The sequence below is a fragment of the Flavobacterium arundinis genome (assembly GCF_038289855.1).
Lineage (GTDB): Bacteria > Bacteroidota > Bacteroidia > Flavobacteriales > Flavobacteriaceae > Flavobacterium > Flavobacterium arundinis.
On sequence record NZ_JBBYHR010000006.1, the window covers coordinates 203,934 to 222,594 of the forward strand.

An 18,661-nucleotide genomic window follows, 5' to 3' on the forward strand; every position below is an offset into this window, starting at 1 on the left:
GGCTTTTTTTTACCTCGACGATGCGGCGCAATCGTTTTTGAGGTTGTATATTCGTATTTTATCCATCTATAACTAACCAAACTACCACATTTTGATAAAAAAGGCAATCCTATTACTTCTATTTTCCCTCGCAGGATTTGCGCAGGAACTGCCGCCAATATTAAAATATACACCCGAAATTTACAATGCGGGCAACCAAAACTGGATGATCAGCCAGGATAGCGGCAACTTTATGTACTTTGCGAACAATGAAGGCCTGCTTGAATTTAACGGGTCGGAATGGACATTGTACCCATCTCCAAACGAAACCATACTCCGCTCGGTAAAGGTTATAAATAACCGTATATATACCGGATGCTATATGGAATTTGGGTATTGGCAACGGCAACCCAATGGGACACTAAAATATTTTTCATTAAGCAAATCTGTAAAAAAAGATATTCTTGATGATGAGCAGTTCTGGAATATCGTGCAATATGACCGATGGGTTATCTTCCAGTCGCTTAGCCAGATCTTTATTTACGATACCAAAACGCAAAAATACCGTATCATCAAGCCTAAAACCGGCATAAATAAGGTTTTTACAGTAGACAATACTATAATGTACCAAACATTTGGCGAAGGGCTTTTTGAAATTGAAAATGGCCGGAGCAAGCTGATAAGCAATAACGAAACGTTTTTAAAAAACAAGATCGTAAACATATTCCATGTTAATGACGGCCTGTTGCTTCAGACACAGGTTAACGGCTTTTTAGAGTATAAAAACGGCGCAATAACCCAGTGGATTACTGAAGCTGATGACCAGATGAAAATCAGCAGCATCTATAATTGCCAGATGTTAACAGATGGCAGCCTCGCACTGGGTTCGGTGTCAAATGGCATCTTTGTAATAACACCACAGGGCAAATTAAAACACCATATTACCCAAAACAAAGGACTCAGCAATAATACAGCCCTTTCTGTATTTGAAGACAAGGATAAAAACCTTTGGGTAGCGCTGGACAATGGCATCAATTGCATTAACCTTCAATCTGCAGTAAGGAGTTTTGTAGACGATACCGGCTTTTTAGGAACGGTATATACTTCTATACTATACAATGGAATGCTTTATGTAGGCACAAACCAGGGACTATTTTGCAAGGCTTACAAGAGCAACGATGAATTTAAATTTGTTGCCGGCACCAAAGGCCAGGTATGGTCTTTATACGAATATGACGGGACGTTGTTTTGCGGACACGATTCGGGCACTTACATTATAAACGGGGCTTCCTCAGTCCATTTCTTTTCAGAGTCGGGCACATGGAAGTTTGAAAAGCATCCTTACAATAAAAACTTACTGTTCCAGGGCAATTACCATGGGATATCAGTACTCGAAAAAACTGCATCAGGATGGAAATTCAGAAACCGGATAAAAGGTTTCGACTACTCCAGCCGCTATTTTCAGCTGGCAGGAAACGACATTTATATAAGCCACGAGTACAAGGGCGTGTTCCGGATTACCACTGACAGCGGCTATAATAAAGTATTGAATTTTCATGCTTACAAAACTCCTTCTAAAGGTAAAAATGCCAGCCTTAGCAGCCTTAACAATGATATTTACTATGCTTCAAAAGACGGTTTTTTTAAATTAGACAAAAAGAGCAAAGAGTTTGTAAAACAGCAAAAGCTGTCGCAGGTTTTTGTAAACGATGAGTATATCTCAGGAAAACTTACGCCTGACAAGACGGATAAACTTTGGTTTTTTACAAAAAACTATATCAACTATTTTTCGTGTGGCAAACTTAATACCGAACTGAAACATGATATCATACCTATCCCCTCTTCGCTGACCAATTCGATGCTGGGTTTTGAGAACATTACCCAAATAACCCCAAGCACTTACCTGATAGGTACAACAGATGGCTATTATACCATCAATATGAGCGAGCTTGCATTTAACCGGTATAATGTTTTCATTACCAATGTAGCGACAAATGTGATGAATCAAAATACGGTATCACAACCGGTTTCATCCGAAGGGAGCTTTGGCCACAGCGAAAACAATCTGACCTTTTCATTTACAGTACCGGAATATGGCAAATATGTAAATGCGGAATACCAATATATGCTGGAGGGCGTACAAGAGGAATGGAGCGAGTGGAGCAACAGGCCATTTATTAATTTTAAAAATCTTGCCTCCGGAGATTATACTTTCCGTGTAAGGGCAAAAACAGGGAACTCATTGTCAGTTAATACCGCAGAATATTCTTTTACGATACTGAAGCCATGGTATGCTACCACACTTGCATTGCTCATATACCTGATAATAGCTATAATTGCGGCATATCTCATTAACAGGGCCTACAAGAACTACTACCACAGGCAGAAAGAAAAGCTGATTGAAGAAAATAACAGACTGCTCGAGATCAAAGAGCTTGAAAATGAGCAGGAATTGATGAAGGTGAAAAACCAGCAGCTGGAACAGGATTTTGAGAACAAGAACAGGGAACTGGCTGCCTCAACAATGAACCTCATCAAAAAGAATGAATTGCTGTCGATGATAAAAGACGACCTGAAGAAGTCAGGCGAGGGTGGAAATATTAAATCAGTGATTACTACGATAAATAAAAACATCAATGAGGATGATACATGGGATATGTTTAAAGAGGCATTTAACAACGCTGATAAGGACTTCCTGAAAAAGATCAAGAAGGCACATCCGCTACTTACACCGAATGATTTGCGGCTTTGTGCGTACCTGAGGCTGAATTTATCATCTAAAGAAATAGCGCCACTGCTTAACATTTCTGTGAGGAGTGTAGAGATCAAACGATACCGTTTGCGTAAAAAAATGGATTTACCTCACGAATTAGGACTTGTTGAGTACATTCTTTCGGTTTAGCCTACTACAACAATTACGTAAAACACCTATACATTGCCACAACAAAGGCTGTTATTACAATGTTTTCGTAGGCAATTTGTCGCATTTACAACACTCTTAAAATCGTGTTAATACAGGGGTATTAATAGAAAACGTGCCTTTGGAAAGCTTTTTTTAAGAATGTATATTATTTGTAGGGGTTCTTTTTAATTTATTTACTGGAGACTGCCATAATTTTATAAAATCACAAAAATCAATTTTTATATGAAGTCAAAATTATTCTTGATTGCCTTTATGCTAATGTCGTCATTTTGTTTCGCGCAGGATGTTGAGATTAGCGGAAAGGTAAATGAAGCGGCAACCGGGCTGTCTATGCCGGGGGTAAGTATCGCTGTAAAAAATTCTACTGTAAGTTCGGTTACCGACATGGATGGTAATTTTTCCATTTCAGTACCCACCGGTTCAACGCTTGTGTTTAGCTTTATAGGCTTTGAATCATTCGAAATGGTTGCTACATCCAGCCAAAGTATTACAGTAAACCTTAAAGAGACGGCAAAAACGCTCGACGAGGTAGTAGTAATTGGTTACGGCTCCCAGAAAAAAAAGGAAGTAACCGGCGCGGTAAGTGTCGTAAGTGCTGAAACTTTAGGAAGGTTACGACCTGTAAAAGTAGAACAGGCGCTACAGGGAACGGTATCAGGAGTAAACGTAACCACGCAATCCGGATCTCCCGGCGCAGGCCTTGATATCAGGATAAGAGGTATCGGGACTAACGGTGCTGCCGGGCCTACAGTGATCATCGACGGTTACGTTGGAGAGCTTGGCCTTCTGAACCCGCAGGATATTGAAACGATAACTGTATTAAAAGATGCGCAGGCTGCCATATATGGTACCATTGGCGCTAATGGCGTGGTATTGGTTACTACCAAAAAAGGAAGAAAAAACCAAAAAACGTCTGTTTCCTACAATGTTTATACAGGCTTCCAGGAAACTTCAAGAAAACTGCCAACACTAAATGGTACTCAGTATGCCGCGTTGCTTAACGAAAGCTATGCGAACGGAGGACAGCCATTACCCTTTCCTAACCTTAGCGGGATTGGAAAAGTAACAGACTGGCAGGATCAGGTATTTAGTAAAAATGTGCCGCTTGTCAGCCATGACATTAACCTTTCAGGAGGATCAGATAAGATAACATATGCCTTTAGTGGTTCGCACCTTGACCAGGAAGGTATTGTTGGTCCCGATAAATCGAACTTTTTAAGGAATACCGCGAGGCTATCGCTTGGTGCTGACCTTTCAGATAATCTTAAACTGAATACGAACATTATCTATACGTATTTCAATAGGAAAACATTAAATGAAAACGCACTTGGTTCGGTATTGTTCAATGCACTTAATATATCGCCTTTACAGGATACCCGTGACGAAAACGGAGATTACACGCTTGTACCTGCCACTTCAGGCTTTGGTAACGAAATAATCAACCCGTTGGCTCAAATAGACAATACGTATAACGATTACAATTACAAGAAAATAAATGGTACGTTTGGCCTTGATTACACTGTAATAAAAGGGCTGACAGTTACTGGAAGGATGGGTTTCAATACGGCTAACAGCGGCTCGAAAAGCTTTAGCAAAATAGTTGATTACGGTCCCGGCAAAATATACAACATTACCCGCAGCAGTGTTTCACAAGCTACCGTAAACGATAATAGCTATACTTTTGACCTTTTTGCAGTATACCAAAAAACAATTGCAGAAAGCCATAATTTTTCATTCACGCTAGGTAATACCATATTCAAAGAATGGGGTACAGGATTATCTGCAACAGGTTATGACGTGCCGAATAACTCTTGGCAATTTGCCGATATCAGCCTTGCAAATGGCCTGCCATTGCAAAAATCAGCAGGATCGTATAAGTATGACGAAAGAAGGCTTTCTTATTTTGGAAGGCTTCAATATGACTACAAAGGGCGTTACCTTTTCTCTGCAATGATCAGAAGGGACATGTCGACTAAATTCGGACCGGACAACAGAGTAGCCTACTTCCCTTCGGTAACAGGAGGATGGGTACTTTCAGATGAGTCTTTCTTTAAACAAAACAATATACTTAGCTTCGCGAAATTGAGGGCAAGCTATGGTTCACTTGGTAACGACCAGATTGGTAATAATCTGTATACCGCATTACTGAACGGAGAAGCTACGTATGTATTTGATAATGCACTTACTACAGGTACTGCTGTAGGGCCTATACCAAACCCTAAAGTGAAGTGGGAAGCTGCGAAGAAATTTGACGTTGGTGCCGACCTTAACTTTTTCAACAACGAGGTTACCTTTGTAGCTGATTATTTCGTAGATACACGTACAGACCTTCTTATACCTAATATTCCGGTATCAGGTATATTAGGAGCTTCCGCACCGGGATCCAGCTTCCCTACAATTAATGCAGGAGATGTAAAGAACTACGGTCTTGAACTTGCATTGGGCTATAGGAAGAACCTGAGCGATGACTTTAGGATAGATGTTAATTACAATGTTACCTTCCTTAAAAACAAGGTAACTAAAGTTGATAATGCAACCGGTTTCTTATCCGGCGGTGGCTTTGGCCTTGGTGAAGCCGCAGCAAGGATGGAAGTTGGTAAGCCAATGGGCTACTTCTATGGTCTGAAAATGGAGGGTATCTTCCAGAACCAGGCTGAAATTGATGCAGCCCCTTCGCAAAGCGGGCTTGGATCACAGAGCACACAGCCGGGCGATATTCGTTTTGCAGACGTAAACAACGATGGTAAGATAGATGCTAATGACAAGACCAATATTGGCGACCCGATACCGGCTGCAACAATGGGCTTTAACATCAACCTTCAATACAAAGGATTTGACTTCGTAGCATATACATTTGCCTCAATAGGTAATGATATGGTAAGGAACTATGAAAGGAATGTGCCAAATGGCAACCGACTTAATTATGTGCTTAACAGGTGGACCGGCGAAGGTACCAGCAACTCTGTGCCAAGGGTAACCACTGGAGCCACAAATAACAATGTTTTCTCGAGCTATTATGTAGAAGACGCTTCCTACGCAAGGATACAGAACGTACAGTTGGGCTATACTTTTGACGAAAAATTAATTGGCAAAAGCGGCCCTACAAAAGTAAGGCTGTATGCAGGGGTGAACAACCTGTATACTTTTACAAAATACAGGGGATATGATCCGGGAGCATCTTCAGGTGCATCGATAGGAGGCGGTATCGATTATGGCTTCTATCCGGTTGCGAGGACGTATATGATAGGTGCAAACATTAATTTTTAATTATTACGACAATGAAGAAGAAAATAATAACAGCCGTAGTTGCATTAAGTTTTTTAACACTGAATATTTCATGTGGGGACGATTTTGTTGACAGGACCCCTCCCTACTCTATAGATTCTGAAAACTATTTTAATTCTAAAGCAGATTACGAACAGGCATTAATTGCCGTTTATGACATGCTGCAATCAACTTACCAGAATGTACTGTTAGGAGAGATAGCCTCTGACAATACGCTTTGCGGAGGAGAGAGCGCAACTGATACACCTGGTTTCCAGCAAGTGGATAACATGAGCCATACTCCTGTAAACCCTCAGGTTAAAAACATATGGGACTGGATGTTTGCCGGTGTAAACAGGGCAAATTATATCCTTGAATTTAAAGACAAAACTGATTTTGAAGGCAAAGAGCAAATAATAGCACAGACCCGTTTTTTAAGGGCTTATTTCCATTTCGAACTGGTTAAATGGTTTGGCGGTATACCTATGAAAGGTGATGCAAGGTTCAAACTGGGCGATGAAACAACTATTCCGCGCTCCTCTGCTGAGGATGTATATGCTTCTATAGAAGCCGACCTTCTTTTTGCTATTGAAAACCTTAATCCGGGGCCTGCAACACAACAAGGCAGGGTAACCCAGAACGCAGCACGGGCATTGCTAGGAAAAGCGTACCTGTACTGGGCTGACCTTGGAGATGGTCACCCTGAGAAATTCGCACAATCTGCAGCTGTCCTTGAAACGCTTATACAATCTAACGCTTACACGCTTGTAAGCAATTACGATACCATATTTGAGAACAATAACGAGAACAACTCCGAATCTGTTTTCGAAGTGCAGTACACTGATGCCGAAGGTGGAAGCTTTACCTGCCTACAGTGTAGCGAAGGTAACGTAGCAGTAGGTTTTAACGGCCCAAGGGGCTATGCTGGCCCATTGTACGACCCTGGATACAGCTTTAACATCCCAACTCAGGAAACATATGACTTTTTTGAGCCGGGAGATCTAAGAAGAGATGCTGCTATCCTTAACATTGTGGCATGGCAGGCTGCCCATCCTGAGGTAACTTATAGCCAAGGTTATGAGCATACAGGCTTTTACAATAAAAAATACATACCAAGGAAAGGCGACCTTAACATTCCGGACCAAAACCTTACGAACCCAAACAACTACAGGTCTATCCGTTATGCAGACGTACTGCTGATGGCTGCTGAAGCACTGAACAGGGGTGGTTTGGACGATGTTAAGGCACGTACCTACCTGAATTTGGTGAGGCAGAGAGCTTTTGGCGACGCAAACCACAACATAACAGCTTCAGGATCTGCACTAACACAATTTATATTTGATGAGAGAAGAAGAGAACTTGTAGGCGAAGGCCACCGTTTCTTCGATCTTGTAAGGACAGGAAGGGCAGGCGCCGAGATTGACGGCTTTGTAGAAGGTAAAAATGAAGTATTCCCGCTTCCTTATGAAGAGATCCAGTTTTCTAACGGTAACTGGGCACAAAACCCGAATTATTAATAAAAAAGCTATATGAAAAAATTTAAATTTATATTCAGCATTCTTTTTGTGGCGCTACTTGCGGGCTGCTCTGACGAAGATAGCGATACGACATTTGCAGATAATGCGAATGCCCCTCAAAACCTTTCTGCGTTGTTCACCATCACACAGGACAATAGCGGACTTGTAACTATCGCGCCGCATGGCGAAGGTGTTGTGAGCTATGAGCTTTATTTTGGTGACGGAACAGCAGAACCTGTTGCGCTTGGGCTTGGCGAAAAAGTGAACCATGTATATGCCGAAGGGCAGTATAATGTGAGGCTTATCGCGACAGGGATCAATGGCAAGACTACAGAAGTAACCCTGCCGCTTACTGTAACGTTTGTTGCTCCTGAAAACCTTGAAGTAAACATTGCTGCAGTTGTAGGTAACTCATTATCGATAAATGTATCGGCTACGGCAGATTATGAAACCTATTTTACAGTTTCTTTTGGTGAGGATTCTTCCCTGCCTGCTGTAGAGTTTAACGAGGGCCAGACAATCAATTATGTGTATGATGGTATCGGAACTTACACCGTAACGGTAACTGCTTACAGCGGTGGTGCGGCAACAGCAGTTTATACGCAGGATGTGACCATTTCGAATCCAATGGTACTGCCTATCAACTTTGAGAACCCTACGCTCAATTACAATATAACAACTTTCAACGGTGCAACGGCAGGCGTGATTGCAAACCCTGGTTCAGGTGGAATCAATACAAGCTCTAAAGTGGGTTCTATGACACCTGCGGGTGCTGTTTGGACAGGTGGTTTCTTTACGCTTGATACTCCTGTGAGCTTTGCAGCAGGACATCATTTCAAAATGAAAGTATGGTCGCCGGCAGCAGGCGTTCCTGTTATACTGAAGCTTGAAAATCTTACTAATGCCAATATCAATGCTGAAGCGGCTACAACTACAACTGTTGCAAATGAATGGGAAGAATTGGTTTTTGATTTTGGAGGAGCCAACCTGAATGCACAATATTCAAAAATAGTTTTGTTCTTCAATGCAGGTAACTCAGGTAATGGTGATACCTATTACTTTGATGATATCGCGGTATTTGATGGCCAGGATCCTTTGGTATTGCCGCTTACTTTCCAAAGCAGTACAGCAAATTATGCATGGAATAATTTTGGTGGCGCAAATGGCCAGCGAATAGATAACCCGCACGTTACCGGAATCAATACAAGCACCCAGGTGGGTCAGGTTGTAAAAGGAGCAGGATCTCAGGTTTGGGCTGGCGTTGCCCTCCCTATGGCAAGCCCTATAGATTTTTCAACCATGCATAAGGTAAAAATGAAAGTGTGGTCGCCTGCGGCAGGTATGCCCCTGCTGATGAAATTTGAAACGATTCCATTGAACGAAGCCCTGAATATCGAAAAACAGACAGTGACAACCGTTGCAAACCAGTGGGAAGAAGTAACTTTTGACTTTACAGGAATAAATAACGCAAACAATTATCGAAATGTGGTATTCTTCTTTAATTTCGGCTTTGCCGGTACAGGAGAAACCTACTATTTTGATGATGTGCAACTATCAAATTAAACTATGAAAAAGACATTAAAAAATTTAGGAAAATTCCTGATGCTGCTTGTACTTGTGACGAGCTGCCAGGATGATGACACAAAATTTGGGGATATTGTGGCCCCTACCAATCTGGCATTTACCTATGATGTGGTAGGAAAGTCAGCCGAGTTCCCTAATGGTGACGGAAGCGGAAAAGTAGTATTAAGGGCAACTGCCGATAATGCTATAAGCTTTAAGTACATGATACAGGGCGGCGGCGAGGCAACTGTAGCAGGCGGCGTATATCCTTATACTGTAACAGCTCAGGGGGTTAACTCTTATGAAGTTGTTGTGATTGCTTATGGCAAAGGCGGCGTGGCTACAACGGCCTCATTTATGATGGAAAACGTATTGCTAAACTTCGAGGATGAAGAAACTACACAGTTCCTTACGGGAGGCACCTCTAAAGTATGGTACATTGCTGCGGCAGAAGCCGGACACCTTGGCGTAGGCCCAAACACTCCTGACGGCAATAACAACTGGCCTGCCTATTATGCTGCGGCTCCTTTCGAGAAAGCCGGGTCTGATGTGAGCAGCTGTTTTTATAATAACGAATTTACATTTAGCCTTGATGGCGAACAGATAAAATTCGAGAATGATAATGGCGGCGCTACATTCTTTAATGCGTCCTATACAAGTGTAGGCGGTACACCGCTTGGAGCAGACACTTGCTTACCTTATGATGTTTCGGGAGTGAAAAACGTTACACTTGGCGCTGCTTCCTCTTATGTAGCTCCGGCAGGAAGTACAGGTACACAATTTACAATCTCAAATAATGGATTCTTAGGATACTATATTGGCTCAAGCACTTATGAGGTTTTAAGCATCACTGCAACACGCATGCAGGTAAGAGTTGTACAAGGCAATAATACCGACCTTGCATGGTACCTTATACTAACTACCCAGCCTCCATACCCGGATGATGAGCCGGTTTATGACAACCTTGTATGGGAAGACCAGTTCAATACAGCAGGCGCTCCGGATGCTTCTAAATGGACAATGGAACTAACCAACAACAACGGATGGGGTAATGCCGAGAAACAGTATTACAAAGCGGAAAACGCAGTAGTATCAGGCGGAACGCTTAAAATAACAGCCAAGGCTGAAAATTATATGGGTTTCAACTATACATCTGCCCGTATGAAAACAGAAAATAAATTTGAATTTACGTATGGCAAGGTTGTAATCAGGGCCAAACTGCCAAGCGGTGGCGGTACCTGGCCTGCTTTATGGATGCTGGGAGCCAACCAGGATGTAGTAGGATGGCCTGCTTGTGGCGAAATTGATATGATGGAACACATAGGAAATGACCAAAACAGGATCAGTGGAACGCTGCACTACCCTGGCAACTCAGGCGGTAATGCAAATACAGGCAGTACTGTAGTACCGGGCGTATCTGACGATTTCCATATCTATTCTATCAACTGGAGCCCGAGCTTTATCCGGTTCTATGTTGATGGCAACGAATATAAAACGTTCCCTAACTCGGGATCAGTGCCTTTCAACCATGACTTCTTCCTGATAATGAACGTAGCCATGGGAGGAAATTTAGGCGGCGCTATTGACCCCGGCTTTACACAATCGACCATGGAGGTAGATTATGTAGAGGTTTACCAGGAATAAATTTTTCAAAAAACATCTGTTCTAATTACCAATAGTATGGAGGCTGGCCTGGCCGGCCTCCCTGCTTATTGGATTCAAAAAATTATAATGAAATATAATTTACCTAAATATGCCTGGGTAGCCTTACTAGCGATTGCGCTTGGATGTGGCTCCACAAAACAAAATATTGCCTCCACAAAACAAGGCCTTCCGATAGACCGAAAGGTTGACTCGGTTTTGAATCTTATGACCCTTGAAGAAAAAGTGGGCCAGATGAACCAGTATAACGGCTTTTGGGATGTAACCGGGCCCGCGCCTAAAGATGGTGTGGCAGCCGATAAATATGAGCACCTTAAAAAAGGATGGGTAGGCTCCATGCTGAATGTAAAGGGCGTAAAAGATGTAAAAGCATTACAAAAGATTGCCGTAGAACAAACAAGGCTGGGAATACCAGTGATATTTGGCTACGATGTTATTCACGGATATAAAACCATCAGCCCCATACCACTTGCCGAAGCAGCGAGCTGGGATATGGAGGCTATAGAAAAATCGGCAGGGATAGCTGCCGCCGAAGCTGCTGCTTCCGGACTGAACTGGACATTTGCACCCATGGTGGATGTATCCAGGGATGCACGCTGGGGACGCGTTATGGAAGGCGCGGGCGAAGACCCATACCTGGGCAGCCAGATAGCTGTTGCACGGGTACATGGCTTTCAGGGAGACCTTGGCGAATTTAACCTTGCTGCATGCGTAAAGCATTTTGCGGGGTACTCTTTTGCCGAGTCAGGCAAAGATTATAACACGGTAGATATAAGCAATAACACGCTTCATAATATAGTATTGCCTCCATTTAAAGCTGCTTCGGATGCAGGCGCGCTCACGTTCATGAATTCTTTTAACGAACTTGAAGGCATACCTGCAACCGCAAATGCGTATTTACAGCGCGATATACTCAAGAAAGACTGGGGCTTTAAAGGCTTCGTAGTATCGGACTGGGGCTCGATGGGTGAGATGATGGCCCATGGCTACGCGAAAGATCTCAAACATGCCGCTGAGCTCGCAGCAAACGCTGGCAGCGACATGGACATGGAATCACATGGCTACATACAACATCTTGTAAACCTGGTAAAGGAAGGCAAGGTATCTGAATCTAATATAAATGACGCCGTACGACGCATATTAAGGGTTAAGTTTGAACTTGGCCTGTTTGACAATCCATACAAGTATTGTGACGAAGCCCGCGAGCAGCAAACCATTGGAAAAAAGGAATTTCATGATGGTGTGCTGGATATGGCAAAGAAGTCGATTGTACTTTTAAAGAATGATAGCAAAAATCTCCTTCCCCTAAAAAAGCAGGGACAGAAGATAGCGTTGATCGGCGCATTGGCAAACGACAAGACCAGCCCTCTTGGCAGCTGGAGGATTGGTGCCGATGAAAACACAGCGGTATCAGTACTGGAAGGCCTGCAGGCATATAAAGGCAACCAGTTAGTGTATGCCAAAGGTGCCGATGTAGCCTTGGGCGATCCTAAATTTATTGTGGAAACAAAGATAAATATGACTGACAAAAGCGGGTTTGGCGAAGCTGTAAACGCCGCCAAAGGCGCAGACGTGGTTATAATGGTGCTGGGTGAGCACGGGTTACAGACCGGTGAAGGCCGTAGCCGTAGTGAACTTGGGTTACCGGGAGTACAACAGGAATTATTGGAAGAAGTATATAAGGCAAATCCAAACATCGTTTTGGTACTAACCAACGGAAGGCCACTGGCATTGCCATGGGCTGCCCAAAACATTCCTGCAATAGTGGAAGCATGGCACCTTGGTACTGAAAGCGGGAATGCCATAGCGCAGGTGCTTTACGGTGATTATAACCCAAGCGGTAAGCTGCCTATGAGCTTCCCTAGGAGCGTGGGGCAAATGCCGCTGTACTACAACCATAAGGCTACGGGAAGGCCCGGCAACGGACAACCTACCGAGAGCGTTTTCTGGTCGCATTATATCGACCAAAGCAATGCCCCCCTCTACCCTTTCGGGCACGGTTTGAGCTATTCTAAGTTTGAATATTCTAACCTGAAGCTGAGCAGTCCCTCTTTTTCAGAAAAGGGAAACATAACGGTTACGTTCGATGTGAAAAACAACAGCAATGTTGATGGCAAAGAAGTCGCACAGTTGTATATACGGGATATAATAGGATCGGTTACACGCCCTGTAAAAGAGCTGAAAGGCTTTGAGGTGGTTGAAATAAAAGCCGGCCAGACAAAAACCATAACATTTACAATTGACGAAAAGACGATAGAATTTTATACTGCTAATAAAAAATGGGAAGCAGAACCGGGTGATTTCATGGTGTTCGTGGGCGGAAGCTCGGCAACAAGCCTTGAAACCGGATTTAGCTACGGAAAAGACGCAAAGCCATGAGAAAAATAACAATGACCTTGATAATGCTGGGGGCTATCTCTGTTTCCGCACAGGTAAAAAAAGGCAAACTGATATGGGAAGAGAACTTTAATGGCAAAAAACTAGACGAGAAAGCATGGAACTTTGAGCTTGGCGACGGATGCCCCAACGTATGCGGATGGGGCAATAATGAACGCCAGCTGTACACCAAAGATAATCATACCGTTAAAGACGGTTTCCTGACCATTACGGCAAAAAAGGATGGAGACAAATATACCTCTACCCGTATCACCACCGCCGGCAAAAAAGAATTTAAATACGGTTATATAGAGGCCCGTGCCAAGATCCCGACAGGACATGGCATATGGCCCGCATTCTGGATGCTGGGGTCTAATATAGGGCAAAAAGGCTGGCCACTGGCGGGCGAGATCGACATATTGGAATATATCGGACGCGAACCGGATATGGCTTACACGACACTTCATTTCCAGGACCGACATGGGGATAACGCATTTGGCCATAAAACCCTGATGCCGGAAATTGAAGAAGGTTTCCATAATTATGCGGTGCGATGGACTCCCGAAAAGATTGACTTCCTTGTGGATGAGAAAATATTTTTCTCCTATGCTCCGGAAAATAAAAACGAAGCCAACTGGCCTTATAACCAGCCGTTCTATATTATTTTAAATGTAGCTGTTGGCGGAAACTTTGGCGGCCCGGATGTAGATGACAGCATATTTCCGCAGGACTATGTAATCGATTATATAAAAGTCTATTCCAACTAAAATTTGATTTCAGTTAGTTGAAAGGGTCGCTTTAAGGCGGCCTTTTTCTTTTATATAAATAGAGTGGTTATCGAAAAGAATAATTGGCAAATACAAATATAACCGATAACAGTGTCAGCCATAAGAAAGCTTTGGACAGCAACTTCAGCCTTGTCCTGAAATCGACCGACTTTTGGAAAAAAAAGTTTACGAGAAAAAGAAACAGCAGGAAGACAACCAATATGATTTCATTGAACGCGATCCTGCCCAGCACAAACCTCCAGAAATCGCCAAGCTGTAACTGTAGCTGCTCCTTCCCTCCCAGATAAAATACCGAAGTAAAAATGAGCAGGATACCTACACAAATGAAATAAGTGTAGTTGATGATGTAGAAGATTTGTTTCATAAGAGGTTCAGGCAGATGTTTCCCTGATTGATTAATGCGGCAGCTTATTCTTTATCAAACCATACAGGTAAGTGCCTAGTAAAGCCCCAAGCAGCACGACACCAATACCCCAGAACCCCGCTCCTATCAGTATAAAAATAGGCCCCGGACAGGTACCTACTAGTCCCCAGCCAAGGCCGAAGAGTATGCCACCTACGATATAGCGCGTAAAGCTTTTTTCCTTATCCGCTATAACAATCGGCTGCCCGCTAATGTCTTTCATGTTGCGGCGCTTTATAACCTGTACCCCGATAAGGCCAGTTACAACTGCCACACCAATGATGCCGAACATGTGAAACGATTGGAAGTGAAACATTTCGTAAATGCGGTACCACGATACGGCTTCCGATTTTGTAAGCACAATACCGAACACTATACCTACGAGTAAGAATTTTATAAATTTCATGATACTTTTAATTGAAGATTAATGGTAACAAAAACCATGACATAATGAGCCCGCCGATGAAAAACCCGATAACGGCTATTAGCGACGGCAGTTGCAGGCTACTAAGCCCTGTGATGGCATGCCCGGAAGTACACCCACCGGCGTAACGTGTACCAAAGCCTACCAAAAGCCCTCCTAGAAGCAATATGCCCAGGATTTTTGGCGACTGTAATGCCTCCATGCTTGTAAGCGTGTCGGGAAGCAGTTTGCCGTTGGGCTCGTCAATATGCATTTGCTGGAGCTCTGTTACCGTTTTAGGGTTCAGGTTAACACCCGAACCATCACTAAGGTAGGTAACGGCCAACCACCCCCCAAGTGCTGCGCCAAGCACTACTGTAAGGTTCCATCGCTGCGCTTTCCAGTCGAACCTGAAGAACTCCGATGTCCGCCCCGCACCCAATATGGAGCACATGCTCCGGAGGTTTGAAGACATTCCGAAAGTTTTGCCGAAATAAATGAGCGCCAGCATGACCGCTCCTATAAGAAAGCCTGATAGATACCACGGCCATGTTCCGTAAAAGCTATACATAGTAGTTTATTTGTTTATTCGTGGATTTGGTTATTTGTTCCTTCGCACAAAAATAAGGAATTTATATGGCATCCTCCACTCTCGCTTCAACGCAAAAAAAAACAGCTCCCAATTACGGAAGCTGCTTATGTTTTCAATTAGAACCTGTGAGATGATTAATCCTCGTTCTTATCTTTTTTCTATCTGTACATCAGAACCGTTTTGGGCGCTAATGGCACTCATTACAGCATCAAAGTCATTGGTATTGACAGTCTGAGAGAAATATCCCGGTACTATTGCCACCCTGAATACCTGGTTAAGCGAAAAATCCTGCCTTAACAATGGGTCAAAATCCGATTCAATATAGATGGAGATATCATCCTGTGAGAAATCGAAGAAATATTTCAGTACACCTTCATTCAACGTGTATGATGTAGGCACCGGCTCCCAAATATCCTTTCCGGTAGGTGTTGTACCTGAAAGCCTGTAAAGCAATACCACATCAGACGCATAGATCGACGGATTAAGCGGTACAGTTACCCTAAAGTCCCCTGTCGCTATAAAGTTGACATTATCCACTTCGAATACTTCGCTTATCGTGTCGTTATCAACCCTGTCATCATTATTGGTACATCCGGTAAAAGCGAGTGTTCCGATTACAGTTGTCAATAGTAAAAATATCTTTTTCATAATTTTAATTTATTAATGTTATTTTATTGTCTAAAAGTAGCATTTCAAAAACTGAACCAAAAATTTAAATTGGTAAAAAAATATTAAACTTTTTTTGAATATCTTTATACTACTATGGAAATACCTCTTAAACTATATATGGTTTTATTGGGCTGCACGCCAAAAGGCAGGCTTACGGAGCAGCACGATATTTTTTTCGGGATCGCAAATTCGGTATCTGAACTTAAATCCGAAATGTATGCGTTTTGGCCTGATGGCGGCCAGCTGCATGTGGATTGCTGGCGCGAAGTAACGCAGGTTGACGGTTACAGCATAAGCATTGTTCCCAAGGAAGAAGCTGCAGAATATCCCGAAAAACTGTTCTTCCTGAACCTTGGCGGCTACCGCCCCGGGGAGTTTGAGGAATACCATTATAAAATGCTCGCTGTTGCCGCAACCATGGGCAAGGCAATAAAGGAATCCAAAAAGACAGCGTTTTACAAGCAATGGGGCTTTAAAGGCGCTGAATCGCACCTGGACGAAAAATATACCCTGGACGTAGACGACATGCATACAGTAGAAGACTTGTTTTCCAGTGAGATCAAAGCGAGTTACAGCATCAGGATAGAAAAGAAGGAAGGCCCTGAAGATGAGCTGCATTTAGGTTATCTGAAATTAGGCAAACGTTAATCCCCCGGTAATTTTAATAATTATTTAATTGTTGCCTCAAACCTGCAAGGATTTTCTTCTATATTTATATTTCAAATAATTAAATTTTTTTTGCGATGGCAAACAGAAGTTATATCTATGGCCTGAAGAATGGCCGATATACCAGTATTGGTGAATACCCTTATTTTATTCCTTACGCTTTTAAAGTACTTGCGGGCTTTGATCCGCAACCAGTGGAATCGGCGCTTTTTGACCCGAAAGTGGGCATAAAAGCAGATTTTGCAAAAGGGAAAGAAGCTCTTTATTATATCCTTGATTTCTTATCGGCAACAAAACAAATGGCTGACCATGAAGAATTTGAGGCATTTGTGGCGGAAACGAAAGCCTTTTTAGACCCTATAGACGCCGAACACATTGTACTGGAAAACGGCGAAATTTATTCCTTATATACGGATGATAACGGTGAATACCTCTCTGCCGAAGGCCTGGAGGAAGTGAACGTAAGGGAGTGTAAGTCCTGCTTTTTTCGTGGTGAGGAGATCGGTCTTATAAAGGAGTTCGGCCTGCATCCCACGCAAATTTTTAACCTGCAAAATGAAAAAGCCGAGGAGGTATTCGCTGCCGTCATTGTGCTGAAGGACGAATGGAAAAAAAGGATGGCGGAAAAATGCTGGCGCGATGTGCTGTATTTCCAATTCAATTATAAAGACTAAGATTCAAACAATAAGACTGGAGAATGATACTTGAAAAATTACAGAAATATTCGGGCTGTGACCTGAAGGCCTGCGAGGAGCAGCTGGCAAAACGGAACGGCAATTTTTGGGAAGCGCTGTATGACCTTACTATGCCGGTTGAAGAAAAAGACTTTTTCGCTACAAAATTATGTACCACGGAAGACACCTCGGAATTATTAGCGATACTCCGCAGCCTCAAGGAAATTTACGGTGGATGGGGATTTTCAGAAATCAGGATCAGGGTCTGTGACGACGATGAGGCATTCTTTATGTCATGCAAGCCCACAGGGAAAGAAGGCATGTATGAGTTTATCCCCGAACCTGAAGAAATAGAGAAGTATGGCGCGCTGCTTAAGTCGGCGGAACAGGAGATCGTTATTCAAACCTTACAAATGCTTGGCATGATCGAATTCAGGCATTTCAGCAGCGATATCATCAATGAAATTAAAAAGCTGTTAACGGGTAAAAATGCGCATGTGGCGAATGAAGCCATGAGGTCGAACACCACGGATCAACCTGAAAAAACATCAGTATTCTTTGATGAACTACAACACAACTTTAAGCCCAACCGTAGCCAGAACCATTTTATGGCCATCAGAACATTCTGGAGTAAAAATGTCCCATTATATCCTGAAATAACGGAAGCTGTGCAGCGGCTTACCCGCTCCGGTAACAGCCAGGTTCGCGATATGGCGAATGATGTTTTAGTGCGCTACGGGCGGATAAGCCCAGAGGAAAAAGCGGCTGCAGAACTCAGGCGGCGAAAAGCTGAAGTGGCAGGTATGCATTACAGGGTAGAAAAAATTAAAACCGCAAAGGCGCTGTTCACCTTCGCCGATAAATTCAACTGGGATGAGGATGTAGAATATATGTTCGCGGTAATTCGCCATGAATTATGCGAGATGGCTACTGCCCGGCTTGTGTACTGGCGAAGCGAACCCAACTATTACCAAAGGTTCACTGCTATCGAAGAAGTGGAAGAATACCACAGGGATCTGTTTCGCCTGCAGCGGGAAATAGAACAGGGAACACAGGAAGGAAAATATCCCGTGGGTAAATTAAAATACGACCCGAAAAATGATCATGGCTTCGACAGGACCGAAAGCAATGTGCCTGATAGCGAAATAAAAAGGGTGATCCCGGAATTTATGTATTGATTTA

General features: G+C 43.1%; 14 protein-coding genes. 10 read left to right on the top strand and 4 right to left on the bottom strand.

The annotated features are described in order from the left end of the window. Positions 1–91 precede the first annotated feature (91 nt). The 7 genes from AAEO56_RS12315 (at position 92) to AAEO56_RS12345 (ending at position 14,051) form a co-directional block, all read left to right on the top strand. Positions 92–2,881, top strand: a complete 2,790-nt coding sequence (locus tag AAEO56_RS12315; protein ID WP_341697365.1) for a triple tyrosine motif-containing protein — start codon at positions 92–94, stop codon at positions 2,879–2,881. Positions 2,882–3,124: 243 nt separating this feature from the next. After that, a complete protein-coding gene (locus AAEO56_RS12320) occupies positions 3,125–6,169 on the top strand; it encodes a SusC/RagA family TonB-linked outer membrane protein (RefSeq protein ID WP_341697366.1) in 3,045 nt (1,014 codons plus the stop codon). Between the two features lie 11 nt (positions 6,170–6,180). Next, positions 6,181–7,683: a RagB/SusD family nutrient uptake outer membrane protein gene (locus tag AAEO56_RS12325; RefSeq protein WP_341697367.1), complete on the top strand. Its 1,503-nt coding sequence runs from the start codon at positions 6,181–6,183 to the stop codon at positions 7,681–7,683. 12 nt (positions 7,684–7,695) lie between these two features. Next, positions 7,696–9,246 carry a hypothetical protein gene (locus AAEO56_RS12330; RefSeq protein WP_341697368.1) on the top strand — a complete coding sequence of 517 codons (1,551 nt, stop codon included), beginning with the start codon at positions 7,696–7,698 and terminating at the stop codon, positions 9,244–9,246. Positions 9,247–9,249: 3 nt separating this feature from the next. Next, positions 9,250–10,890, top strand: a complete 1,641-nt coding sequence (locus AAEO56_RS12335; RefSeq protein WP_341697369.1) for a glycoside hydrolase family 16 protein — start codon at positions 9,250–9,252, stop codon at positions 10,888–10,890. Positions 10,891–10,977: 87 nt separating this feature from the next. Continuing rightward, a complete protein-coding gene (bglX, locus tag AAEO56_RS12340) occupies positions 10,978–13,287 on the top strand; it encodes a beta-glucosidase BglX (RefSeq protein ID WP_341697370.1) in 2,310 nt (769 codons plus the stop codon). Continuing rightward, positions 13,284–14,051 (top strand): glycoside hydrolase family 16 protein, encoded by a 768-nt coding sequence (locus AAEO56_RS12345; RefSeq protein WP_341697371.1) that lies wholly within the window; start codon positions 13,284–13,286, stop codon positions 14,049–14,051. Before bglX ends, AAEO56_RS12345 begins: the two co-directional genes overlap by 4 nt. Before the next feature lie 67 nt (positions 14,052–14,118). On the opposite strand, the gene AAEO56_RS12350 is transcribed toward AAEO56_RS12345, so the two are convergent. From AAEO56_RS12350 to AAEO56_RS12365, 4 genes are all read right to left on the bottom strand, one after another. Then, entirely contained in the window at positions 14,119–14,436 is a 318-nt protein-coding gene (locus tag AAEO56_RS12350; RefSeq protein WP_341697372.1) for a hypothetical protein, read from the bottom strand. Positions 14,437–14,467: 31 nt separating this feature from the next. Next, positions 14,468–14,881, bottom strand: a complete 414-nt coding sequence (locus AAEO56_RS12355; protein WP_341697373.1) for a DUF6691 family protein — start codon at positions 14,879–14,881, stop codon at positions 14,468–14,470. Positions 14,882–14,888: 7 nt separating this feature from the next. Continuing rightward, entirely contained in the window at positions 14,889–15,449 is a 561-nt protein-coding gene (locus AAEO56_RS12360) for a YeeE/YedE family protein (RefSeq protein WP_341697374.1), read from the bottom strand. A 168-nt stretch (positions 15,450–15,617) separates the two neighbouring features. Next, on the bottom strand, positions 15,618–16,118 hold the full coding sequence (locus tag AAEO56_RS12365) for a hypothetical protein (RefSeq protein ID WP_341697375.1): 501 nt from the start codon (positions 16,116–16,118) through the stop codon (positions 15,618–15,620). A 114-nt stretch (positions 16,119–16,232) separates the two neighbouring features. Between AAEO56_RS12365 and AAEO56_RS12370 the strand changes: the two genes are divergently transcribed. The 3 genes from AAEO56_RS12370 to AAEO56_RS12380 all read left to right on the top strand — a co-directional run bounded on the left by AAEO56_RS12370 (position 16,233) and on the right by AAEO56_RS12380 (position 18,657). Further along, on the top strand, positions 16,233–16,787 hold the full coding sequence (locus tag AAEO56_RS12370; protein ID WP_341697376.1) for a DUF1543 domain-containing protein: 555 nt from the start codon (positions 16,233–16,235) through the stop codon (positions 16,785–16,787). 95 nt (positions 16,788–16,882) lie between these two features. Next, entirely contained in the window at positions 16,883–17,479 is a 597-nt protein-coding gene (locus tag AAEO56_RS12375; RefSeq protein ID WP_341697377.1) for a DUF7822 domain-containing protein, read from the top strand. A 23-nt stretch (positions 17,480–17,502) separates the two neighbouring features. Further along, the gene (locus AAEO56_RS12380; protein WP_341697378.1) at positions 17,503–18,657 is read left to right on the top strand and encodes a DUF4274 domain-containing protein; all 1,155 of its coding nucleotides are present in this window, start codon (positions 17,503–17,505) and stop codon (positions 18,655–18,657) included. The last annotated feature ends 4 nt before the right edge of the window (positions 18,658–18,661 follow it).